18 protein-coding genes are annotated in these 18,135 nt (G+C 46.2%); 5 read left to right on the forward strand and 13 right to left on the reverse strand.

The window, feature by feature from the left end:
* Positions 1-134: 134 nt before the first annotated feature.
* The 4 genes from MHB64_RS25680 to pdxR form a co-directional block, all read right to left on the reverse strand.
* Entirely contained in the window at positions 135-1,127 is a 993-nt protein-coding gene (locus MHB64_RS25680) for an ABC transporter substrate-binding protein (RefSeq protein ID WP_341135672.1), read from the reverse strand.
* 216 nt (positions 1,128-1,343) lie between these two features.
* A complete protein-coding gene (gene gpmA, locus MHB64_RS25685) occupies positions 1,344-2,087 on the reverse strand; it encodes a 2,3-diphosphoglycerate-dependent phosphoglycerate mutase (protein WP_094876879.1) in 744 nt (247 codons plus the stop codon).
* A gap of 550 nt (positions 2,088-2,637) precedes the next feature.
* The gene (locus MHB64_RS25690; RefSeq protein ID WP_094871677.1) at positions 2,638-3,423 is read right to left on the reverse strand and encodes a helix-turn-helix domain-containing protein; all 786 of its coding nucleotides are present in this window, start codon (positions 3,421-3,423) and stop codon (positions 2,638-2,640) included.
* A gap of 214 nt (positions 3,424-3,637) precedes the next feature.
* Entirely contained in the window at positions 3,638-5,143 is a 1,506-nt protein-coding gene (pdxR, locus tag MHB64_RS25695; protein ID WP_341135673.1) for a MocR-like pyridoxine biosynthesis transcription factor PdxR, read from the reverse strand.
* Between the two features lie 143 nt (positions 5,144-5,286).
* Between pdxR and MHB64_RS25700 the strand changes: the two genes are divergently transcribed.
* The 3 genes from MHB64_RS25700 to MHB64_RS25710 all read left to right on the forward strand — a co-directional run bounded on the left by MHB64_RS25700 (position 5,287) and on the right by MHB64_RS25710 (position 7,657).
* Positions 5,287-5,904: a pyridoxamine 5'-phosphate oxidase family protein gene (locus MHB64_RS25700; protein WP_341136125.1), complete on the forward strand. Its 618-nt coding sequence runs from the start codon at positions 5,287-5,289 to the stop codon at positions 5,902-5,904.
* A 179-nt stretch (positions 5,905-6,083) separates the two neighbouring features.
* On the forward strand, positions 6,084-7,385 hold the full coding sequence (locus MHB64_RS25705) for an aminotransferase class I/II-fold pyridoxal phosphate-dependent enzyme (protein ID WP_094871713.1): 1,302 nt from the start codon (positions 6,084-6,086) through the stop codon (positions 7,383-7,385).
* Positions 7,386-7,534: 149 nt separating this feature from the next.
* A complete protein-coding gene (locus tag MHB64_RS25710; RefSeq protein ID WP_218641867.1) occupies positions 7,535-7,657 on the forward strand; it encodes a YjcZ family sporulation protein in 123 nt (40 codons plus the stop codon).
* A 141-nt stretch (positions 7,658-7,798) separates the two neighbouring features.
* Here the strand turns inward: MHB64_RS25710 and MHB64_RS25715 are convergent, their stop codons facing one another.
* From MHB64_RS25715 to MHB64_RS25735, 5 genes are all read right to left on the reverse strand, one after another.
* Entirely contained in the window at positions 7,799-9,019 is a 1,221-nt protein-coding gene (locus MHB64_RS25715; protein WP_094871672.1) for an ABC transporter permease, read from the reverse strand.
* Between the two features lies 1 nt (position 9,020).
* A complete protein-coding gene (locus MHB64_RS25720; RefSeq protein ID WP_094871670.1) occupies positions 9,021-9,767 on the reverse strand; it encodes an ABC transporter ATP-binding protein in 747 nt (248 codons plus the stop codon).
* Positions 9,764-11,260: a DEAD/DEAH box helicase gene (locus MHB64_RS25725; RefSeq protein WP_341135674.1), complete on the reverse strand. Its 1,497-nt coding sequence runs from the start codon at positions 11,258-11,260 to the stop codon at positions 9,764-9,766. The genes MHB64_RS25720 and MHB64_RS25725 overlap by 4 nt, the downstream gene beginning before the upstream one ends.
* Before the next feature lie 97 nt (positions 11,261-11,357).
* Positions 11,358-12,134: an SDR family NAD(P)-dependent oxidoreductase gene (locus MHB64_RS25730; RefSeq protein WP_341135675.1), complete on the reverse strand. Its 777-nt coding sequence runs from the start codon at positions 12,132-12,134 to the stop codon at positions 11,358-11,360.
* Positions 12,135-12,162: 28 nt separating this feature from the next.
* Positions 12,163-12,618, reverse strand: a complete 456-nt coding sequence (locus MHB64_RS25735) for a chemotaxis protein CheX (protein ID WP_042130872.1) — start codon at positions 12,616-12,618, stop codon at positions 12,163-12,165.
* A 253-nt stretch (positions 12,619-12,871) separates the two neighbouring features.
* Between MHB64_RS25735 and MHB64_RS25740 the strand changes: the two genes are divergently transcribed.
* Both MHB64_RS25740 and MHB64_RS25745 read left to right on the forward strand, forming a co-directional pair.
* The gene (locus MHB64_RS25740) at positions 12,872-13,774 is read left to right on the forward strand and encodes a LysR family transcriptional regulator (protein ID WP_094871667.1); all 903 of its coding nucleotides are present in this window, start codon (positions 12,872-12,874) and stop codon (positions 13,772-13,774) included.
* Between the two features lie 69 nt (positions 13,775-13,843).
* Complete coding sequence (locus tag MHB64_RS25745; protein ID WP_094871666.1) at positions 13,844-14,653, forward strand: histidinol-phosphatase; 810 nt, start codon at positions 13,844-13,846, stop codon at positions 14,651-14,653.
* Between the two features lie 98 nt (positions 14,654-14,751).
* Here MHB64_RS25745 and MHB64_RS25750 read toward each other — a convergent pair whose 3' ends face one another.
* The 4 genes from MHB64_RS25750 to MHB64_RS25765 form a co-directional block, all read right to left on the reverse strand.
* Positions 14,752-15,492: an NADPH-dependent oxidoreductase gene (locus tag MHB64_RS25750; RefSeq protein ID WP_094871664.1), complete on the reverse strand. Its 741-nt coding sequence runs from the start codon at positions 15,490-15,492 to the stop codon at positions 14,752-14,754.
* Positions 15,493-15,667: 175 nt separating this feature from the next.
* Positions 15,668-16,210: a GNAT family N-acetyltransferase gene (locus MHB64_RS25755; RefSeq protein WP_094876874.1), complete on the reverse strand. Its 543-nt coding sequence runs from the start codon at positions 16,208-16,210 to the stop codon at positions 15,668-15,670.
* A 34-nt stretch (positions 16,211-16,244) separates the two neighbouring features.
* The gene (locus MHB64_RS25760; protein ID WP_094876873.1) at positions 16,245-17,177 is read right to left on the reverse strand and encodes a metallophosphoesterase; all 933 of its coding nucleotides are present in this window, start codon (positions 17,175-17,177) and stop codon (positions 16,245-16,247) included.
* Between the two features lie 19 nt (positions 17,178-17,196).
* Positions 17,197-17,988: a DUF3891 family protein gene (locus MHB64_RS25765; protein WP_094871660.1), complete on the reverse strand. Its 792-nt coding sequence runs from the start codon at positions 17,986-17,988 to the stop codon at positions 17,197-17,199.
* Positions 17,989-18,135: the final 147 nt, after the last annotated feature.

Raw genomic sequence — 18,135 nt, forward strand, 5'->3', positions numbered from 1 at the left:
TCATAGATTTATTGAATATACTCATATATCACAGAACTAAATTAAAAATAGCAGGGAGAATCAGCATCGCTCAATGCCGATTCTTCCTGCTATAAAAACCAAAAGCAAGTTCGTGGACTTTCGTTGAATTAGAATTATTTTGCAGATAAAAGACTCTCAGTAATGTAATTTAACTGCGCTTCAAGCGTAACGGGATCACTATATGTATCAGCGGTTGGGTCCAGTTGGAATACGTTGCCTGCTTTTACGGCAGGGAGATGCTTCCATAAGGGGTTGTCATAGACGATTTTCGGATCGCTCGTATCGCCAGCCCATGGGCATGTGAATACAATATCTCCAGCAAATTGAGGCAGCTTCTCAAGGGAGATTGTTGCCCAACCAGTGCCGCTGTCTATAGCTTCTTTCTGCGCTTCAGGAGGTGCTTTCAGGCCAAATTCATTATAAATAATTTCTCCACCGCGCCCGTAGCTGTGACCGAATACGAATAGTCCACCGGAATAAGGATTTAGGATAGAAACGGTTCTATCACCTACAGCTGCCACCACCTTAGGCTTCAATTCACTGATTTTTTTGTTCCATTGTTCCACCCAAGCTTTAGCTTCGACTTCTTTCCCCGTTAATGTACCGAAATCAAGCATTTGATCTCTGATAGTTTTTGCTCCGTATTGAATGGCTACTACTGGCGCTATTTCGGCCAGCTTTTCGAGTCCTTCCATTCCGGAGAATACAACAATAAGATCAGGATTCAGCTCTAAAATGTGTTCAAGAGACGGTTCATCCCCAAGGCCTTGAACGCCTTCCAGCATTCCTTCAAAGTAGGGACTGTTTAAGACACCATTCATAACACCAACAGGTTTGATACCTAACGCCAAGAAGTATCCAGTGTCGAAGGAGGTTAAATCGACAATCCGCTTCGGATTCCTGGGTACTTGAATATCTCCGTTATTTGCCTGATATGTAACCATGTCCACTTCGCTGGATGAGTCATTGCTGTTTGATGAAGATGCAGCACTTTCTGTCCCTTCTACTGAGGTGGTGTGCTCAACTGCTTGTCCGCAAGCTGATAGCAGTAACGTTATAACCAAAGTAAACACAAGCAATAGGTAAGTTTTTGGAGATTTAAACAAAATAAATTCACTCCAATCGACATATTATATAATGATACTGATAATCATTATCAATACAACTATATAGTATTATTCTATCCTTGGCAATGGAGAATACGTTAACATCTACTGCATTTACCTTTTGGATACCTACTACACACTACAAACAAAAGGACAGCCCCACGGCTGTCCTTCCTCTTTTCAAGCCATTATCTGCTCTTTACACCTGTTACGCTATTACACATGTCCTTGCTTAGCAACATCAAGCGCCTTGGCGGCAACCTGTTCTGGATCTCCTAAATAAAAGCGGCTGATTGGATTAATGTCCTCATCCAGTTTGTACACGAGTGGTACCCCTGTAGGAATATTGAGCTCCAGCAGTGCTGCCTCATCAATATCCTCCATAAATTTGATCAACGCTCTCAGTGTATTACCATGGGCTGAAATGAGCACCCGTTCCTTTTTACGCACAAGGGGGACGATGCGATTTCTCCAGAAATCACCCACACGATGAACAGTATCTTCCAGACTCTCGCCTCGCGGAATATCCTCCGGACGAATACTGCTATAACGAATGTCGTTTCTGGCATACCGAGGATCATTAAGCTCCAGCAGTGGAGGCCGAACCGATAAACTCCGTCGCCAGAGATGCAATTGTTCTTCACCGTATTTTATCGCCGTTTCACTTTTACTAAGTCCCTGAAGTGCACCATAATGCCGTTCATTCAGCTTCCAGGACTTTTGCACAGGAATCCACAGCAGATCCATTTCATCGAGAACATAGTTGAGTGTTTTGATCGATCGTTTAAGTACCGATGCAAAAGCTAGATCAAACGTATACCCTTCATCCTTCAAAAGCTTGCCAGCAGCCTTAGCCTCTAGAATACCCTTTTCGGTTAAATCCGGATCACTCCAACCCGTAAACAAATTTTGCACATTGTACTGGCTTTCACCATGACGTATTAGTACGATTTCGTACATTTTATCTCTCCTCCCACCTGTATGCTCTGGAACTCTGTTACTTCATGCAATAGATCAGCCTGATAATCTCTAGTATGGGCGTTTTTTCGCCAATTGAATGTAAGATATGCAACAGAATGCAAAATTACCCTCACAGGAGATTTATTCTATTGTATCAAATACAACAAGAGGAACGATAAATCCTTCAGTTTGCCAAGCATAAATGCCTAGCGGCATCCTTATAAGGACGGTAAGCGTTGATCTCTTATATTTCAAAAAAACCGGAAGCCTGTTGGCCCCGGTTATTTAAAGTCTTTGGTCATGTCCAGCGATGATATACCTGTTTACTCAGTTTAGAACCAGCTGTCTATGGCAAAAGCACTCGATTGTTTTAATCTTCTTAAACGGTTTCTAAAAAGCCCTGCGCCTCCACTTTTACAATCGGTGTTGCAGATTCGGCGTCTGATCATCATCCCATGCGTCTCCCCTTCCAAGAAGTATGTAAATTCTCTGTAAACTAAACTGCAAAGTATTTACCCTTGGATGAAATAACTGAAACAACGAATGCAAATCAGCGGATCTCAGATGGACTTTTTCCGGTATACTGCTTGAACTGGCGGCTGAAAAAGAATATGTCACGGTATCCAAGCGCATCTGCTACTTCAGTAACATTCATTCCTGCGTAAAGCAACAAATGCTGAGCACGCTCAATCCGGGCTCGAATGACATAAGATTGAACGGAAGAGCCAGTAAGCTCCTTGAACTTAATTGAGAAATACCGCGGCGACAGCCCTGCACGTGCAGCAAGATCCTCTACGCGATGCGAAATCCCGGGATGTTGGCTCACATAGTTCGCTATTTCATGAATAATCTCAGTTAAATGGTTGCTAGCATAACGTTCTACAGGCTTCACTCGGTCCTCCCTAAGCAGATGAATCATTAGTTGCTTTAGAACAAGCTGCCCTTCTTCCTCAGCTGCGTACGTATCCACTAGGAACAGCCTGACGTAACGAGCAAGCAGATGCTCAAATTCAACGGTTTCTGCGAGTACGCGATAGGGCAGAGGAATTTCCGTCACCTCTCCGGTGACATCAAAATGAATATATGTAAGGACAAGCGGTCTTTGCGGATTATGAGTAGCGCTAGTATGGTCACCCGGACGGAACAGGAAGCAGCTTCCCTTGCCCACTTGGAAGGGTTCCCCGTTACGTATAACCGTCCCTTCCCCGCTCCATACATAGAATAAATCATAATTTTGCAGCGACTTCTCTCTTTTTTGCCATTTCCAGCTTGGTTCGCACACAATCTTCGCCAAGGCAGGTAATATAACAAAAGAGGACGGCGATGCGTGCAGCATAACGTTCCCTCCCAAAAGTTTTGTTAGCATAAACTACTTTGAGTTTCTTCGCAAAACTCGCTTCGTAAGCATTCGTTTCGTTTTGTTAGCATAAACTGCTTGAGTTAATTGTCAAAACTTACATCGTTAGCATAATCTACTCTGAGTTACTTCGCAAAACTTGCATCATAAGCATTCACTTCGTTTTGCTGTCCATCCCCACCATCATACCTTGTCATGTTGCATTTTGTACATCTTGCCACGACAAAAGGAGGCGCTTTATTCCTTCCTCCAGCTCCACAGCATTCAGATGGGCAAAAGCAAAACATGCGGCTGGCTCCCCAGCCGAAACTTGATATAACGCCGCATCTCTGAAATCTGTGCCGCGCCTGTGCGCCGCCGCCCGGAATGCCACGAACTCTTCTCTACTGCGCAGCCACCGCGCATATACTTGTAGCCCCGCATCGCCAGGCAACAGTTCAAACAGCTCATTCAACTGTTCCGACAGCAGAGTCCTAAGAATACGGCCACGTTCGCCGTAAATGCGGGTCATCCGGCGCAGATGACGACTATAGCCGCCGGTATTCATGAACCGCGTCAACGCACGCTGTTCCAGCAGTCCTACTGGCAAGGGCTCATATAACGCCTTGGCGGCGATCGTCGGCTTCACCAGCGAGGGTGGGAGCACTGCGAAGCCAAGCCGAAGGCCAGAGAACATCGTGTTTGAGAAGGAGCCAATATACACGACCTGTTCTCCGCGATCTAGCGCTTTTAAAGGCTCAATTGGACGTCCTGACCACCGAAACTCACTGTCATAATCATCTTCAATGATCACCGCATCATGCCGCTGCGCCCATTCCAGCAAGATTCGCCTCCGTTCCAAAGGCAGCACCACACCTGTAGGAAATTGACGACTCGTTGTAACAAACAACAGACGCGCATCCCAATCCTCCGGGATAAGACCGCTGTCATCCAGCTTTCCTGACAGCAATCGTCCCCCGTTAATCTCTACCGCTCGGCGAATCCCATGAAAGCCTGGGTCCTCGACAACCGCTGCGCCTCCTGCATCCAGCAGTAACTGTGTCAAAATAACGATGCCTTGCATCGAACCGCTAAACAATACGATATGCTCTGCATCCGCACGAATTCCGCGGGTAATCCGCAGATGTGCAGCAATAGCTTTCCGAAGTCCTTCATCTCCTTGAGGTGGACAAGTACTTTGAAGCAATCCGCCTTCCTTCCCTCCGGCATAGGACAGCGCACTACGCCATTCGGAGTAAGGAAAATGCTCCATCCTCATACCACTGCTAAGAAAGCTTATAACATTGTTGCTACGCTGCTCATACAAAGGTGTCGGACGCGCAAGTAGTCGCCTTCCCCATGCCGAGAGTGGGATCATTCTCTCTGATGCAAGGCCTCCCCCAGCAACATCTGCCACTTCACCCCAAACTGCATTTTCACGCTTAATATCTCCAGAAGCTGAAGAGAAGCTATCTTCTGATACGAATGTCCCCCGCCCTGTCACCGTCCTTACATAACCATCAGCAAGCAGCATTTCGTACACCTGCGAGACTGAACCGCGCGACATGTCATAGTGCATAGCCAAACTTCGTGTAGACGGCAGCTGCGTGCCACCTTGGAGAATCCCCTCCAATATTGCAGCGCGGAGCGCATGATATAGCGCTAGATATTTGTAGCGGTGTATTGCCAGATATTGATCGTATGCCAGCGTGATATTCATTGTTTCCCTCCTTGGCCAGCAAGTGGTCCATTAAAAACTATCTTAATTGGTCCTTTTTAATTGTCAATGACTCTTCTATTCTTGAAAGAACATCTACATCGGAGCAAACGCTCTACACTAATAAGAAAAAGGAAGTGATCCCTATTCGCAGAAAAGAATTTCAAGTAGATCAGGAGGAAGACTTGGCCTCTTTTCTAGACGGAATGAGCTATGGTTTTCTCGGGACAAGCGATGAACAAGGGCTACCGCGGGTGACGCCGCTGAATTTTGTATATACAGATGGGTGTTTCTATTTCCACGGCAGTCATGCTGGCGGCAAAATGGAGGCGATCCGCAATCAGCAGAAGGTCTGCTTTACCGTAGCAGATGAGTATGCGCTGATTCCGTCTTATTTTAGTGATCCTGAGATGGCCTGCCCAGCCACCGCATATTTTAAAAGTGTCACCGCCTACGGCATAGCCGAACCTGTAGATGACATTAGCGAAAAAGCCATCGTACTCTCCTTGTTTATGAAAAAACTCCAGCCCGAGGGTGGTTATGAGCCTATTGATGCTGAAGACCCTAGGTACCGTCCCCGTCTAAAGGGAGTCGCGGTAGTGCGCATTACCCCGGATGAGATCACGGCAAAGTTTAAGTTTGGGCAGAATCTAAAAGAAGAAGGACGTTCCGGGGTCATTTCCGGCCTATCTGAAAGAAATCATCCACGGGATGAAGAAACCATAGAAATGATGAAAAAATACTGCCCCTACCACTCCGAATAATAGTTACGGATAAACCAGTTTCTCGTACAAAATAAGCACTACGTATAGTGTAAAACTTAAACTTCCTTAAATTTTAAAAAAACGTATCTTTCCAAGTGACGGTTGCAAGTGGCGGTGATATAATGTTAGGCAATGTTAACAGTATGTTATCCCCAAAGAACCCTGGAAGGATGAAACTGATGAATCCACTAGCTGGACAATTAAACGAAAGTATCAAAGCAGGAAATGAACATGTGTACGATATGCTCTCTACGCTTGGCAAAGAAATTTATTTTCCTAAAGAGGGTATCCTGAGCCAATCCGCTGAAGCAGGAGCTCACGCCAAGAAATATAACGCAACCATCGGTATTGCTACTGAAGGTGGCGTGCCTATGCACCTCGGCGTCATCCAGGATAAACTATCCGCTTACAGCCCTAAGGATCTGTATAGTTACGCTCCTCCAGCAGGTAAACCAGAGCTGCGTACTGTATGGCGTGAAAAGATGCTGCGCGAAAATCCATCGCTAGAAGGTAAAACCATCAGCAATCCTGTTGTAACCAACGCCCTGACTCATGGGCTTAGCATTGTCGCTGACCTCTTCGCTGAGCCAGGTGACGCTATTATCTACCCAGACAAGAACTGGGAGAACTATGAATTAACCTTCGGAATCCGCCGCCATGGGGAAACCGTTAACTATCCGCTGTTCACAGAAGAAATGACTTTCAATAGTGCGGGTCTGGAAGAAGCCTTGCTGGCTCAAAAAGAACGCGGCAAAGCCATTGTGCTTTTGAACTTCCCAAACAATCCTACAGGTTATACTCCGGGGATTAAGGAAGGCGATGAAATCGTCGCAGCTATCCTTCGTGCGGCTGAGGAAGGCATTAACGTGGTTGTCGTAAGTGATGATGCCTACTTCGGACTGTTCTTTGAAGACTCACTAAAGGAATCATTATTCGGTAAGCTTGCTCATCTGCACCCACGTGTGCTTCCAATCAAAATTGACGGTGCTACTAAAGAAGAATTCGTCTGGGGCTTCCGTGTTGGCTTCATCACTTATGCCTCGGAAGACAAGGATTTGCTGGCCGCATTGGAGCAAAAAACATTAGGCATCATTCGCGCCACTATTTCCAGTGGTGCACACCCATCACAGACCTTCGTACTGGATGCACTGAAATCTCCACAATTCGAAGAACAGAAGGAAGAGAAGTTCCAAATCATGAAGGGCCGTGCGAATAAAGTAAAAGCGCTGCTCGATAGCGGCAAATACGGCGATGATGTATGGACGTATTATCCTTTTAACTCCGGCTACTTCATGTGTCTGAAGCTGCATACTGTTTCGGCTGAAGCTCTGCGGCTTCACCTGATTCATAATTATGGACTGGGCACTATCGCTCTCGGTGAAACAGATCTGCGGATTGCTTTCTCTTGTATCGAAGAGGCTCAGCTCGAAGATCTGTTTGATCTTGTATACGCAGGCGTTCGTGATCTGGAAAAAGCGTAACAAATCTTTCATACTCCTTACAATCAGCTCCGTTTCTACGGGGCTGATTTTTTTTCTGGACTCCTCCGGCATTGGCCTATACATGCTTCTCTCTCCGCACATACAATACGATGTACTCAAGTACAACACACACCGAAAGGGGAATGAACATGAGCGAAGAAGTAAGAGGCGGATTTAACGGTTGTTGTGGAGGCGGCGGATTCACAAGTACTGGCGCCATTCTGGTTCTCTTTATCCTGCTGGTTATCATCAGCCGTTCACTCTTTGTCTAACTAGAGATGACAGTTACGGGAGAGAGCCTTGAGCTCTTTCCCTTTTCCAATGCTACACCTCATTCCCCACACAAAAAAAGGCTTCCTCATCCGTAGAATCCTCTACTTTTGAGAAAGCCTTTTTTATTTTGAAATCATCTCTTACAAATCCTCGTCAACCATCCGTGCCGCTTTGCGGGACAAGTATCCCTTAAACAGAAAGGATACCAGAATCCCTGCTACAAATGTACCAATCACTGGTAGTAGACGGTCGCCTATAGAGGCTAAGAAAGGTAAACCAAGAATCAGTGCCACTACCAGATGTGCGCGGAATACAAATTGTGTTGTGTTATCCGCCTTACTGCCTTCAGGAAAGGGATACACTGTCAGCCAAAAAGACTCACTATGCAATTTGCGGAGTGCCGACAACTGTACACCAATAATGAACAGGAAGAACAAATAGATGGCGGTGCCGAAGTAACTGTCATGGTTCAACCAATTCAGCAGCAAAGCCAGTACCGAAATCCGCATAATGATTCCGAAGATGTCTCCCCGGGCGAAGCTCTTGGTCAGCAGATAGCGGTAAGCCGTATCCTTACGCCAAGGGAGCTTTGCGCCCCATTTGGAAAGATAACGACGAGCATATACCCGTTGCTCACGACCCGGTACATCCACGAACCAGCCCAGAACCATCAGCGCGCGTCCACCTTGATTCTTTTCCATGGCGATTAGTCTTTCCCATGGTACAGCGTGACGTGCAGGGACAGACAGTGCGACAAGATAGGCTGCTGCTAATAACACGATAAAGATTAGACTTGAGCCGACTGGCTGCCACAACCAAGCGGCAATGATTAATCCGCCGACTGCCCAGCGTAAGAAAGTAAATAGACCTGCCATCGGACGCGACAGCATAGCTATCTCTTTCCATAAACCGTAACTCGCAATTAACTTCACAGCTATCAAAATCAATATGGTAAATAAAAGTCGCTTAGGATTGTCATCTGTACGTATGTACAACGGCCAAAGAGTAATGAGCACAAATAACAATCGAACAATCTTCCATACGTTCCCACTAACCCACGAAGGTGCAAAATATTCCTTCATCCGATGACCTTGAGGCAGTAGAAAGATCGTATCTGGGGTCTGCAAATAAGTACGGAAGCTGCTATGCACTGCCGCAGGCAGCAGTATTGCAAGCATAATCCAACGAATGGGAATGCCTTCAGGCACATTCTGTAACAGCGATGTATACCAAGCCGAGAAGACAATTAACACAAAGAGGAAGACCATAGCTACGCCGCTTTGAATGATATATCCTACATAAGGAAGCATGCTTCCCATGAATCGACCTCGCCGCGTGCGCCGCAGCTCTTTCAAATCCATATTATTTCCCTCCCTGAACCAGCTCATAGAACAGCTGCTCCAAAGTCAGCCCCTGTAGTCCAGTGGTTGCCGCAATTTCTTCCAGCGTTCCCTGAGCAATCACCTTACCTTTATGCAGCACAATAAAGCGGTCGCAATAATTCTCAATGGTAGAAAGAATATGAGAGCTGAGCAGAATAGAGGATCCTGATTTTTTCAGGTCCATCATGAAATCAAGCAACGAGCGAATACCTAAAGGATCTAGCCCTAAAAAAGGCTCATCGATTACATATAACGCCGGCCGCGCAACGAAAGCACACATGATCATGACCTTCTGCTTCATGCCTTTAGATAGATGGGTCGACAACGTGTCCATCTTATCTTCCATATGGAACAGCTTCGCTAGATGTGAGGTGCGGGTTTCGTAATCACTTTGTTCAATCCCGTACGCTCTTGCTGTAAATTCAACATGCTCACGTACCGTCAATTCATCATATAAAAGAGGCGATTCAGGCACAAAAGTTAAAGCATTGTGATATCCGATGGGATCTTCTGCACGGGTCTTACCCTTTACTGTGATATCGCCCTTATGGGGCGACATCAATCCTAGAATATGCTTCATGGTCGTACTTTTTCCTGCTCCATTTAAACCAATTAAACCAACCATCTCGCCAGGCTGCACCTGAAGTGCAATATCATGCAGCACCGGCTTATTCAGGCTGTATCCACCACTGAGGCCCGTAATTTGCAATACGGGAGAATTATTCATTGACCGTCACCTCTCGGAGTTTTGTCTTTCAACCACTTTGGTGCTCCTTTATTCTTACGGTTCTTCTCACGTTCCGCATTGCTGCTGCGTTTGCTTCGTGCAGGAGTCGCACCTCCACGCGCGCCTGTAGAAGGATTCACACTGCGCTGAGAATCGCGCTGTGGTTCTACGCTTGCCTCACTTGTCTGGATCGTAGCCAGTCTTTTAACAGGTTGCCGCTCTGTGCTGGTTGTAGACGGCTGGGTTCCTGCATTCCCAGATGTTCGCGCCTGTGGCTTACTGATATGCGGAGAAGAAGCATCGCGGCGTTGTCCGCTGTTCTCATTTCGTCCCCGTCCACTAGCATTGCGCGCTTCATCTGCTGCTAGCACCTTGCCACCGACCATTTCCCGCTCTTCAAGGGAAATATCCAGTTCACGCGCAAATTTACGCATAATAAAGGTCTGCTGCTCTGTCACAATCGTTACGGATAATCCGCGTTTTCCCATCCGGCCCGTACGACCAGCACGGTGTACATAATGCTCGGAATCAAAGGCAGGATCGAAGCTAACTACCAGTGACAAATTCTCAATATCCAGTCCTCTGGCAGCTACATCACTGGCAACAAGCACACGGAATTTCCCCTCACGGAAACGTGACAATACATTACTGCGCGTTACTTTATCAGCATCACCGTAAAGTGCCGCCGCTGTTAGTCCAAGATGGTTCAGCTTAGCCTCTACCTCTGCAATATCATCTGTAGCATTCACGAACACAATCGCTTTATCTGGATTGTAATGACGGATGACCCGGCGTAGCATGTCTATTTTATTGCGTTCTTCAGTGACAACATAATGATGCTCTAAACTCTCTGCCGTCATTACACCTGGAGCAATTCCAACCTCTGCCGGGTTCTTCATTTCACGATTTGCCAAGGCTTTCGTCTCCGGCCCAATGGTTGCAGACAGCATAACGAGCTGGCGTGAACGCAGTGCGCTGCTAACAATTTTCGTTACCTCTCCGGCCCCGCTTAGCTGGAACATTTGGTCCGCTTCATCTAGAACAATCGTGCTGACTTCATGCATCTTTAACTTGCGAAGACCAATCAATTCGCGAATCCGGCCAGGGGTTCCCACAACAAGCTGTGGATGCTCACGCAGTTTGTCAATCTGCCGTTTGATGGCTGCTCCGCCAATAAGACCCATTACTCGAATCCCACGGTGTTCGCCATAACGTTCCGCCTCACGTAAGATTTGCATCGCCAGCTCCTGTGTAGGGGCGAGCACCAGCTTTTGGACCACCTTCTGCTCCGGGTTGATCGTTTGAAGCAGAGGCAACAGATAGGCCAAGGTCTTACCCGTTCCAGTCTGGGAAGCAGCAATAACATCTCTTCCCTCCAGCAGAAGTGGAATCGTCTGCTCTTGTACCGGGGATGGGGCGTTAATACCGAATTCCGACAATCGGGCAACTAGGTCTTCCTGAATGCCGATAGCCGCAAAAGAAGCTTTATTCATAAGTGTAATTCATCCTTTTCGCTTGAGATAATATCTTCATTATATGCCAAAAAGGCCTCTCCACCAAATGGAAGGCCAATAATGCTGACGGCAGGCTCTATTTTCTGTTCATCGCATTATAAGTAAGCTTGTCCGCCAGACGAGGAAACAGACCGTAAAGCCGAATACCAAACCCTGCTAAACCCGGTAGATCAATCTCTTCTTTGCCAGTTTCCATGACCTTTACGATCTTGGAAGAGACATGTTCTGGTGTCATCATCATCCGAGCTACACTCTTTTCATAATTGCCGGAAGGGTCAGCCGTTTTGAAGAAATCAGTGGCAATGGGGCCCGGGTTGACAGCCGAAACGATAATGCCGCTCTTCCGCAGCTCCTGACGGAGTGCATTCGTGAATCCGAGAACAGCATGCTTGGTGGCTGTATAGGCTACCGATTTGGCTGTACCGATCTTCCCTGCCATAGAAGCCACATTTACGATCTGGCCACTTCCCCGCTCTAACATATGTGGAACAACAGCCTTTGTACAACGAACAATCCCCATATAGTTAACATCCATCATATCATCAAACTCATGAGGCTCCATCTCTGTAAAAGCGGCGAATTTACCGTACCCTGCATTATTTAGCAAAATATCAATTCTGCCGTAAGTCGCCAAAATTTGAGCAAAGGTCTCTTGTACACCATCGGCATCTGTTACATCGCATGTATACAGTCCAAAAACGTCCGGAATACCGGCCGCCGTTTCTTTCAACTTCGCTTCAGAACGTGCCAAAAGGATCGGAATCGCACCTTGCTTACTAAGCATTTGTGCGGTTAATGCACCAATACCGCTGGATGCTCCTGTAATCACAACAACCTTATCTTTAAGTACCATAAAAGGTATTTCAGCTCCTAACTCTTGCCTAAGAGATCATCACCTGAATATCCATCTCTCCAACCCCATCCATCAACAATGGAATACTAAGTGCTCTGCGAGGCAAAAAAGACATACTCTCAAGCTTCATAATTTGGGGAGGACTTATATCCACTGAAACCCCCTGATTATATAAAATCGTACTGGCATTTCCACTGATCATATTGCCTAGCTCTGAAATTGCACTCTGACCCATCTCATCCATCTCCGTAATCACATAGCCGCCCATCATAATCGATACCATTCGCAAGGCTACCTGCTCTGCGATACCAAATATAATATTTCCGCTCAGCTGGCCTGTCATTCCCACTTGAATCCATATATGATTATCGATCAGTTCAATTTCTTTGATGCCTAAATTCCCAGTGGAAGGCGAGACCTGAATCACTTGTTCTATAACAGTCCGTGCAGATTCTAAAAAAGGATTAATTACTTCTGCTTTCATGAAAGTCCAGTCTCCTCCTCTATCGTGCTTTAGTCATATACCAAAAGTCCCAAGTAATATGGATTTATTATACTTTATATATCGGCACAATTCAGCAAAAATTAATGTACATGTCGAATTCGAACCCAAGTTTGTTTATGTTGCAACATTGCTCTGTCGGGTATTATCTCCTATAATTTAAATCAAATGCCAACATGGAACGTAATATTTCACCCTATCACTTTCATATTCGCTTGTCCAAAGGAGGTATTCCATGAACATCAGCCAGCTGGAGACATTAATAACGATCTCCAAAACGATGAGCTTTCGCAAGGCCGGAGAACTGCTTAACTTGACCCAACCGGCGGTTTCAGCACAAATCAAGAGCCTTGAAGAAGAGTTCAAAACACAGCTGGTTGACCGGAACCAGCCTGTTACGTTAACCGATCGAGGGACTGTATTTCTGGAGCATGCGGAACAAATTGTGTCGATTGTCGAGGAGCTTAAACAGAGACTTGCGGATCTTGAAGATAATCCCCAAGGACATATTATTCTCGGCACTACTACCTCTATCGCCATTCAAATTTTACCGCGTATTTTATCCTATTTTAAAGACCAGTTCCCTCATATCAAAACATCTATTTCCTCTATGTCCTCGTCTCAAATTTATCAACATGTCGAGAATGGCATTGTCGATGTCGGCATTGGCTATTTGATCGGACGTAGTCCGAGTATGACTACTTCCATTCTTTATTATGATACATTCGAGTTGGTGGTCTCACCCAGACACCCCCTGGCTCAAGTTAAGACTGCAGGTATTGAAGCCCTAAGCAAAACCCCGCTAATTCTGCTCTCACCGGATACAGTGGGCCGTAAATTTGCCGATGAAGTATTCTCCAAGCATGGCATAGAGCCACAGGTAATAATGGAACTGACCAGCAGCGAGGAAGTGAAACGGATGGTAGAGCTCGATTTAGGTGCAGCCATTATTTCCAAGCAGTCAGTAACCGCTGAGGTGCGAGCCGGTTCCCTCAAAATTGTGCCTATTATTGAATTGGAGGTCACGCATCCTGTAGGTGTCATAACGAAGTCTGGAAAATACGTGAACTCAGCTATGAGACAGTTTCTTAGTGATCTCAAAGGTATGCCGGAGACACAATTTATTGGGTCTGAATAAAAAACACCCAAAAGTGGAATCGATACTTCTGAGCTAATTGTATAACCTTGTTTAAAGGAGTTGATCTTGATGAAATTTGACCTGCATACACATCATTTTCGCTGTGGCCATGCCGATGGAACGATTAGAGATTATATCGAAGCCGGAATTTCAGCAGGGTTAGGGGTAATAGGCATTTCTGACCACACCCCTTATTTTGGAAGCCCTTCCGAGCAAGCTTTTCCTCTAATTGCTATGGGTAAGTCCGAATTCTCAAATTATGTTCAGGAAGTGCTCTCTCTCAAAAAAGAATACGAAGGTGTAATCGACGTTCTGCTGGGTATTGAATCAGACTACTTCCCTGAGCATGCCGAGCTTTACCGCAAAACATTATCCGCCTACCCTTTTGATTATGTGATTGGATCGGTACATAGTGTTGGTGGCGTCAGTATCTTTAACAAGGGTCGCTGGAAAGGGCTTAGCAAGAATGAACAGATTCGTGTGAAGTCTGATTATTACCGATTGATTGCTGATTCCGCCCGCAGTGGCATGTTCCAAATTCTCGGACACATTGATGCGATGAAGGGAAATTATCCTGCTTTTTCAGAAATTCCTGCTCCAAAGCCAATTGATGACTGTCTGCAAGTCATTAGTGAATGTGGCGTGGCGATCGAAATTAATACCTCAGGCGGAACCAAGCTGGTTGGCGGTTGGTATCCATCAGAAGATATACTGGAGCGCGCACATCATTTTGGCGTTGAGGTTACTTTCGGATCGGATGCGCATAAGCCATCCCGTGTCGCAGAAGACCGAGATGCGGTAGCCGAGCAGCTTAAAGCGATAGGTTTTACGCATTGGGTTTATTACAAGCAGCGCGAGAAAATTAAAGTTTCACTGTAAAGATTTCTTGTATTTGAACAAATGCACCAAGCGTTATTGGTTTAGGGGTGGGGTTACCCTCCGTTAAACCAATCTCCGCTTGGTGCATTGTCGTTTATTTATAGGTTATCGCAGGTAAACCCTTGCTGCTTTAGAGTACGTTTCGCATCCCCATATTCCGGGTTGATATCGTAAAAATGAGCAATTGTGCTCGTCCAATCCCTCACCGTTAATCCCTGCTGCTGCATATATTCACGGTGGGTTTGATTATACGCCTCCAGGAGACCTTCCACATCCGGATTGTATTGTTCCTCATGAAACACCGCATCCAGCGGCAGCCGCGGCTTCTGTGCGACCTCTTCGGCCGGATATCCGACACAGAGCCCGACGATAGGGAATACGTACTCCGGCAGCTTCAACAGATCAATAACACCTGCTGTATTGCGCCGGACACCCCCAATAGGGATGATCCCGAGTCCCATGGATTCTGCCGCTGCAATCGCGTTAGCCACTGAGATACCGACATCTGTAGCTCCAACGAGCAGAGCATCTACATCTTTTACGGCTTCAAAAGACTTGCCTTCCACTTTACTTGCTAATTTCGCTCTATAGAAGTCCATGCAGAACACCAGAAAGACAGGGGCTGCTGCTACATGCTTCTGATTGCCGCACAAGACCGAAAGCTGCTGCTTACGCGCAGGATCTTTGATAGCTATAATGGAGACCTGCTGTCCATGAACCCATGAGGGCGCTGCTTGGGCGGATTCGATCATTATCTTTAGCTTATCCGGCTCCACTTGTAGATCAGAATACTGCCGGAAAGAACGGTGACTCATTAACGTCTGTATTACATCATTCAAGATGTTACGCCTCCTTCTAAATTCATTCGACTGTTTGTTAATCATAAACGATCGGATTAGGTCCTGACAAAAAAAAATGGACCCGAATCATCGGGTCCCAAAGCAGTATATTTTTAAAAGGGGGTCATGTACTTAGTTTAACCGGACACTGTTAGAGTTTCATAACGGCATTATTTCATTTGTGTAACAATGTGAATACTTTCATTACATCGTCCAAGGAGCCTACTCTGGGCATCACCCGTTCCAGCATCATGCCGTTCTTAAGCATCACACGTTCGGATCTAATATTATCTCCTCGGCAGCGCCCTTCGATCCGTGTTATCCCAAGCGTATGAACACTGTAATTTAAAAATAAGCCAACCGCCTCTGTTGCCAATCCCCCTCCCCAGTACACCGGGTCTAGCATATATCCTAAAGTGGCCTTTCCCTCACGGCGGTTCCAATGCTGCAAAGCAACAATACCGATCAACTTCTGCTGCTCCTTCAAATAGATACCCGCATGTAACGCGCAAGGATCGAATGCGAATAACATCCGATTCACCAGCTTCTCCACCTGAGCAAGTTCTGATCCAGCTCCGGTGCGTATTTGAATATGAGCCTGCACTTCTGGACGGGAGAGCAGTTGCTGTAAATGACAAGCATCCTCGGGCGGAATCCTCCTAAGATCAACCGCCATACCTTGTTGCGTCTGGAAAGATACTGCCTCATAAGTACTCATACTCTCTCCTCCTCCATGCAGCTAAAATATCAGCCTATTCATCCGTTGAATGATGCAATGTCAGCACCGTTAATTCAGGCCTACATAGAAACCGAAAAGGCATGACTGTTTCACCGAAACCTCTATTCACATACACTGGCATGCGCTTGGTATCTGTATAATACAATCCATTTATGTACTTTTGAGACCCATAAGGGGTGAATGGAGCACCTACAAACGGCAGGCGAATCTGTCCCCCATGGCTGTGCCCGGATAGCTGCAGGTGAAATGAATGAGCCTGTGCTATATCAGCATAATCCGGTTCATGCATCATCAGAACGGTAAAGGTTCCTGCAGGCACACCCCTGAGTGCCTTCACAGGGTCAGGCTCACCATGCAGCAGATCATCCAGCCCGGTCACAGCCATAACTGCTCCACCTCTTTTTAGAAGATAAGAATCATTCCTTAGCACCCGGAATCCAGCTGATGTAAACAACTCGATAATCCGCTTCGTATTCTTGAAATCATGGTTGCCTAGCACCGCATATTTTCCTAGAGAAGCACTCAGCTCTGCCAATACAGGTATGGCATCTACAAGATCCTCAGGGTTGCTGTCCACGATGTCACCTGTAAAACATATAAGATCGGGTTCCTCCTTAGCTATACGCTCTGCAAGTCGAGCCAGATCACGGGCATCCTTATTAAACCCAAGGTGAGTATCACTGAAATGGACAACCTTCATGCCTGAAAAAGCAGAGGGAATATCTTTGAAGGACAATTTCAGCTTAGTAACCTGAATCCAGTTGGGCTCCCCTTGCCAAGCGTAACCACTTGTGAGCAAGCCTGCGCCGATTACAGTAGCCGCACCTCGAACAAGGAATTGCCGGCGGGTCATCGTTGTCTTGCCCTTAGATCGACGTTCAGAGGTGCTAGAGTGAGTGTCTTTATTTTTCTTATTGGGAGAAGCCCCAGACGATTGTATCTTCATACGGAGTTTCTCCTTCCCTTTAGCTTTCGTTTAGAGCCGTTAGTACAATTCTACATTCTTCCTCTGGCGTATCACTGTATGCGGATGCGATGCCTCTCTTAGCAATTTCTGTTTTTGGGACTCGTTTCATCATAAAGGCTACTTCCACCGTCTTCTTAAAGGGAAAAGGATCCAGAATTAACGTTGACTTATCTTTCCACTCCACGGTTATCGTACGACCTGACGTAAAACTGAAATCTTCACTGCCAGAAAACCCTTCACGCCACCATGGATGCTCCTCAGATTTCGGGCTACCCGGCTCATTTAAAGCCAAATATAAAGATAAATCATCGCAGAATTCTAAAAGACGAGCATCATAATACAGTTCATCCTCACCAATCGGTTTGGATACTTCCAGCGCTCGGTGAATACGGGATCTACGTTCCTCTTCATGCGCTTGATACAATTTCAGTTCTGGATTATCCAGTCCCGAAATCTTAATGAGTCGTTCAAAATGCAAGCTGCACAGAAGCGCTCCATAGGGTGTTCGCTCTTCGATCTCATCAAGTCCTCGCTTATAAAAGGTCAGCTTCGGTACCACAGGAAAATCAATAAAGGTGTAAGGCGCGCTCTCCGCATCGTTCCAAAAGGGCGTCTCATCCAGATCAATCCAGCCCCGGTCATGTTCAGCTACCGCCCAAAGCACCTCATCCCGGCGTCCTTCTTCTGGCACATGCTCTTCCTTGAACCAAATGGCAAGCTCTCCAGCTAACTTCCCGTGATCATGCTGTTTAACCATTACAATTGCTCCATCATGCTCCCGACAAATCACGATTATTCCTCCCTGTTGTTCCACACCTAACGTACGTTAACAATGGATATTATAGCATATGCTATTCATTCTTCTGATCTAGACAATTTCCTATTCCCTACCAATTATAAACAAAAAAGCTATCCTCAGCGAATAAAAATCCACCAT

The organism is Paenibacillus sp. FSL K6-2859 (assembly GCF_038008265.1).
In the GTDB taxonomy this organism is placed as follows: Bacteria; Bacillota; Bacilli; order Paenibacillales; family Paenibacillaceae; genus Paenibacillus_AQ; species Paenibacillus_AQ nitricinens.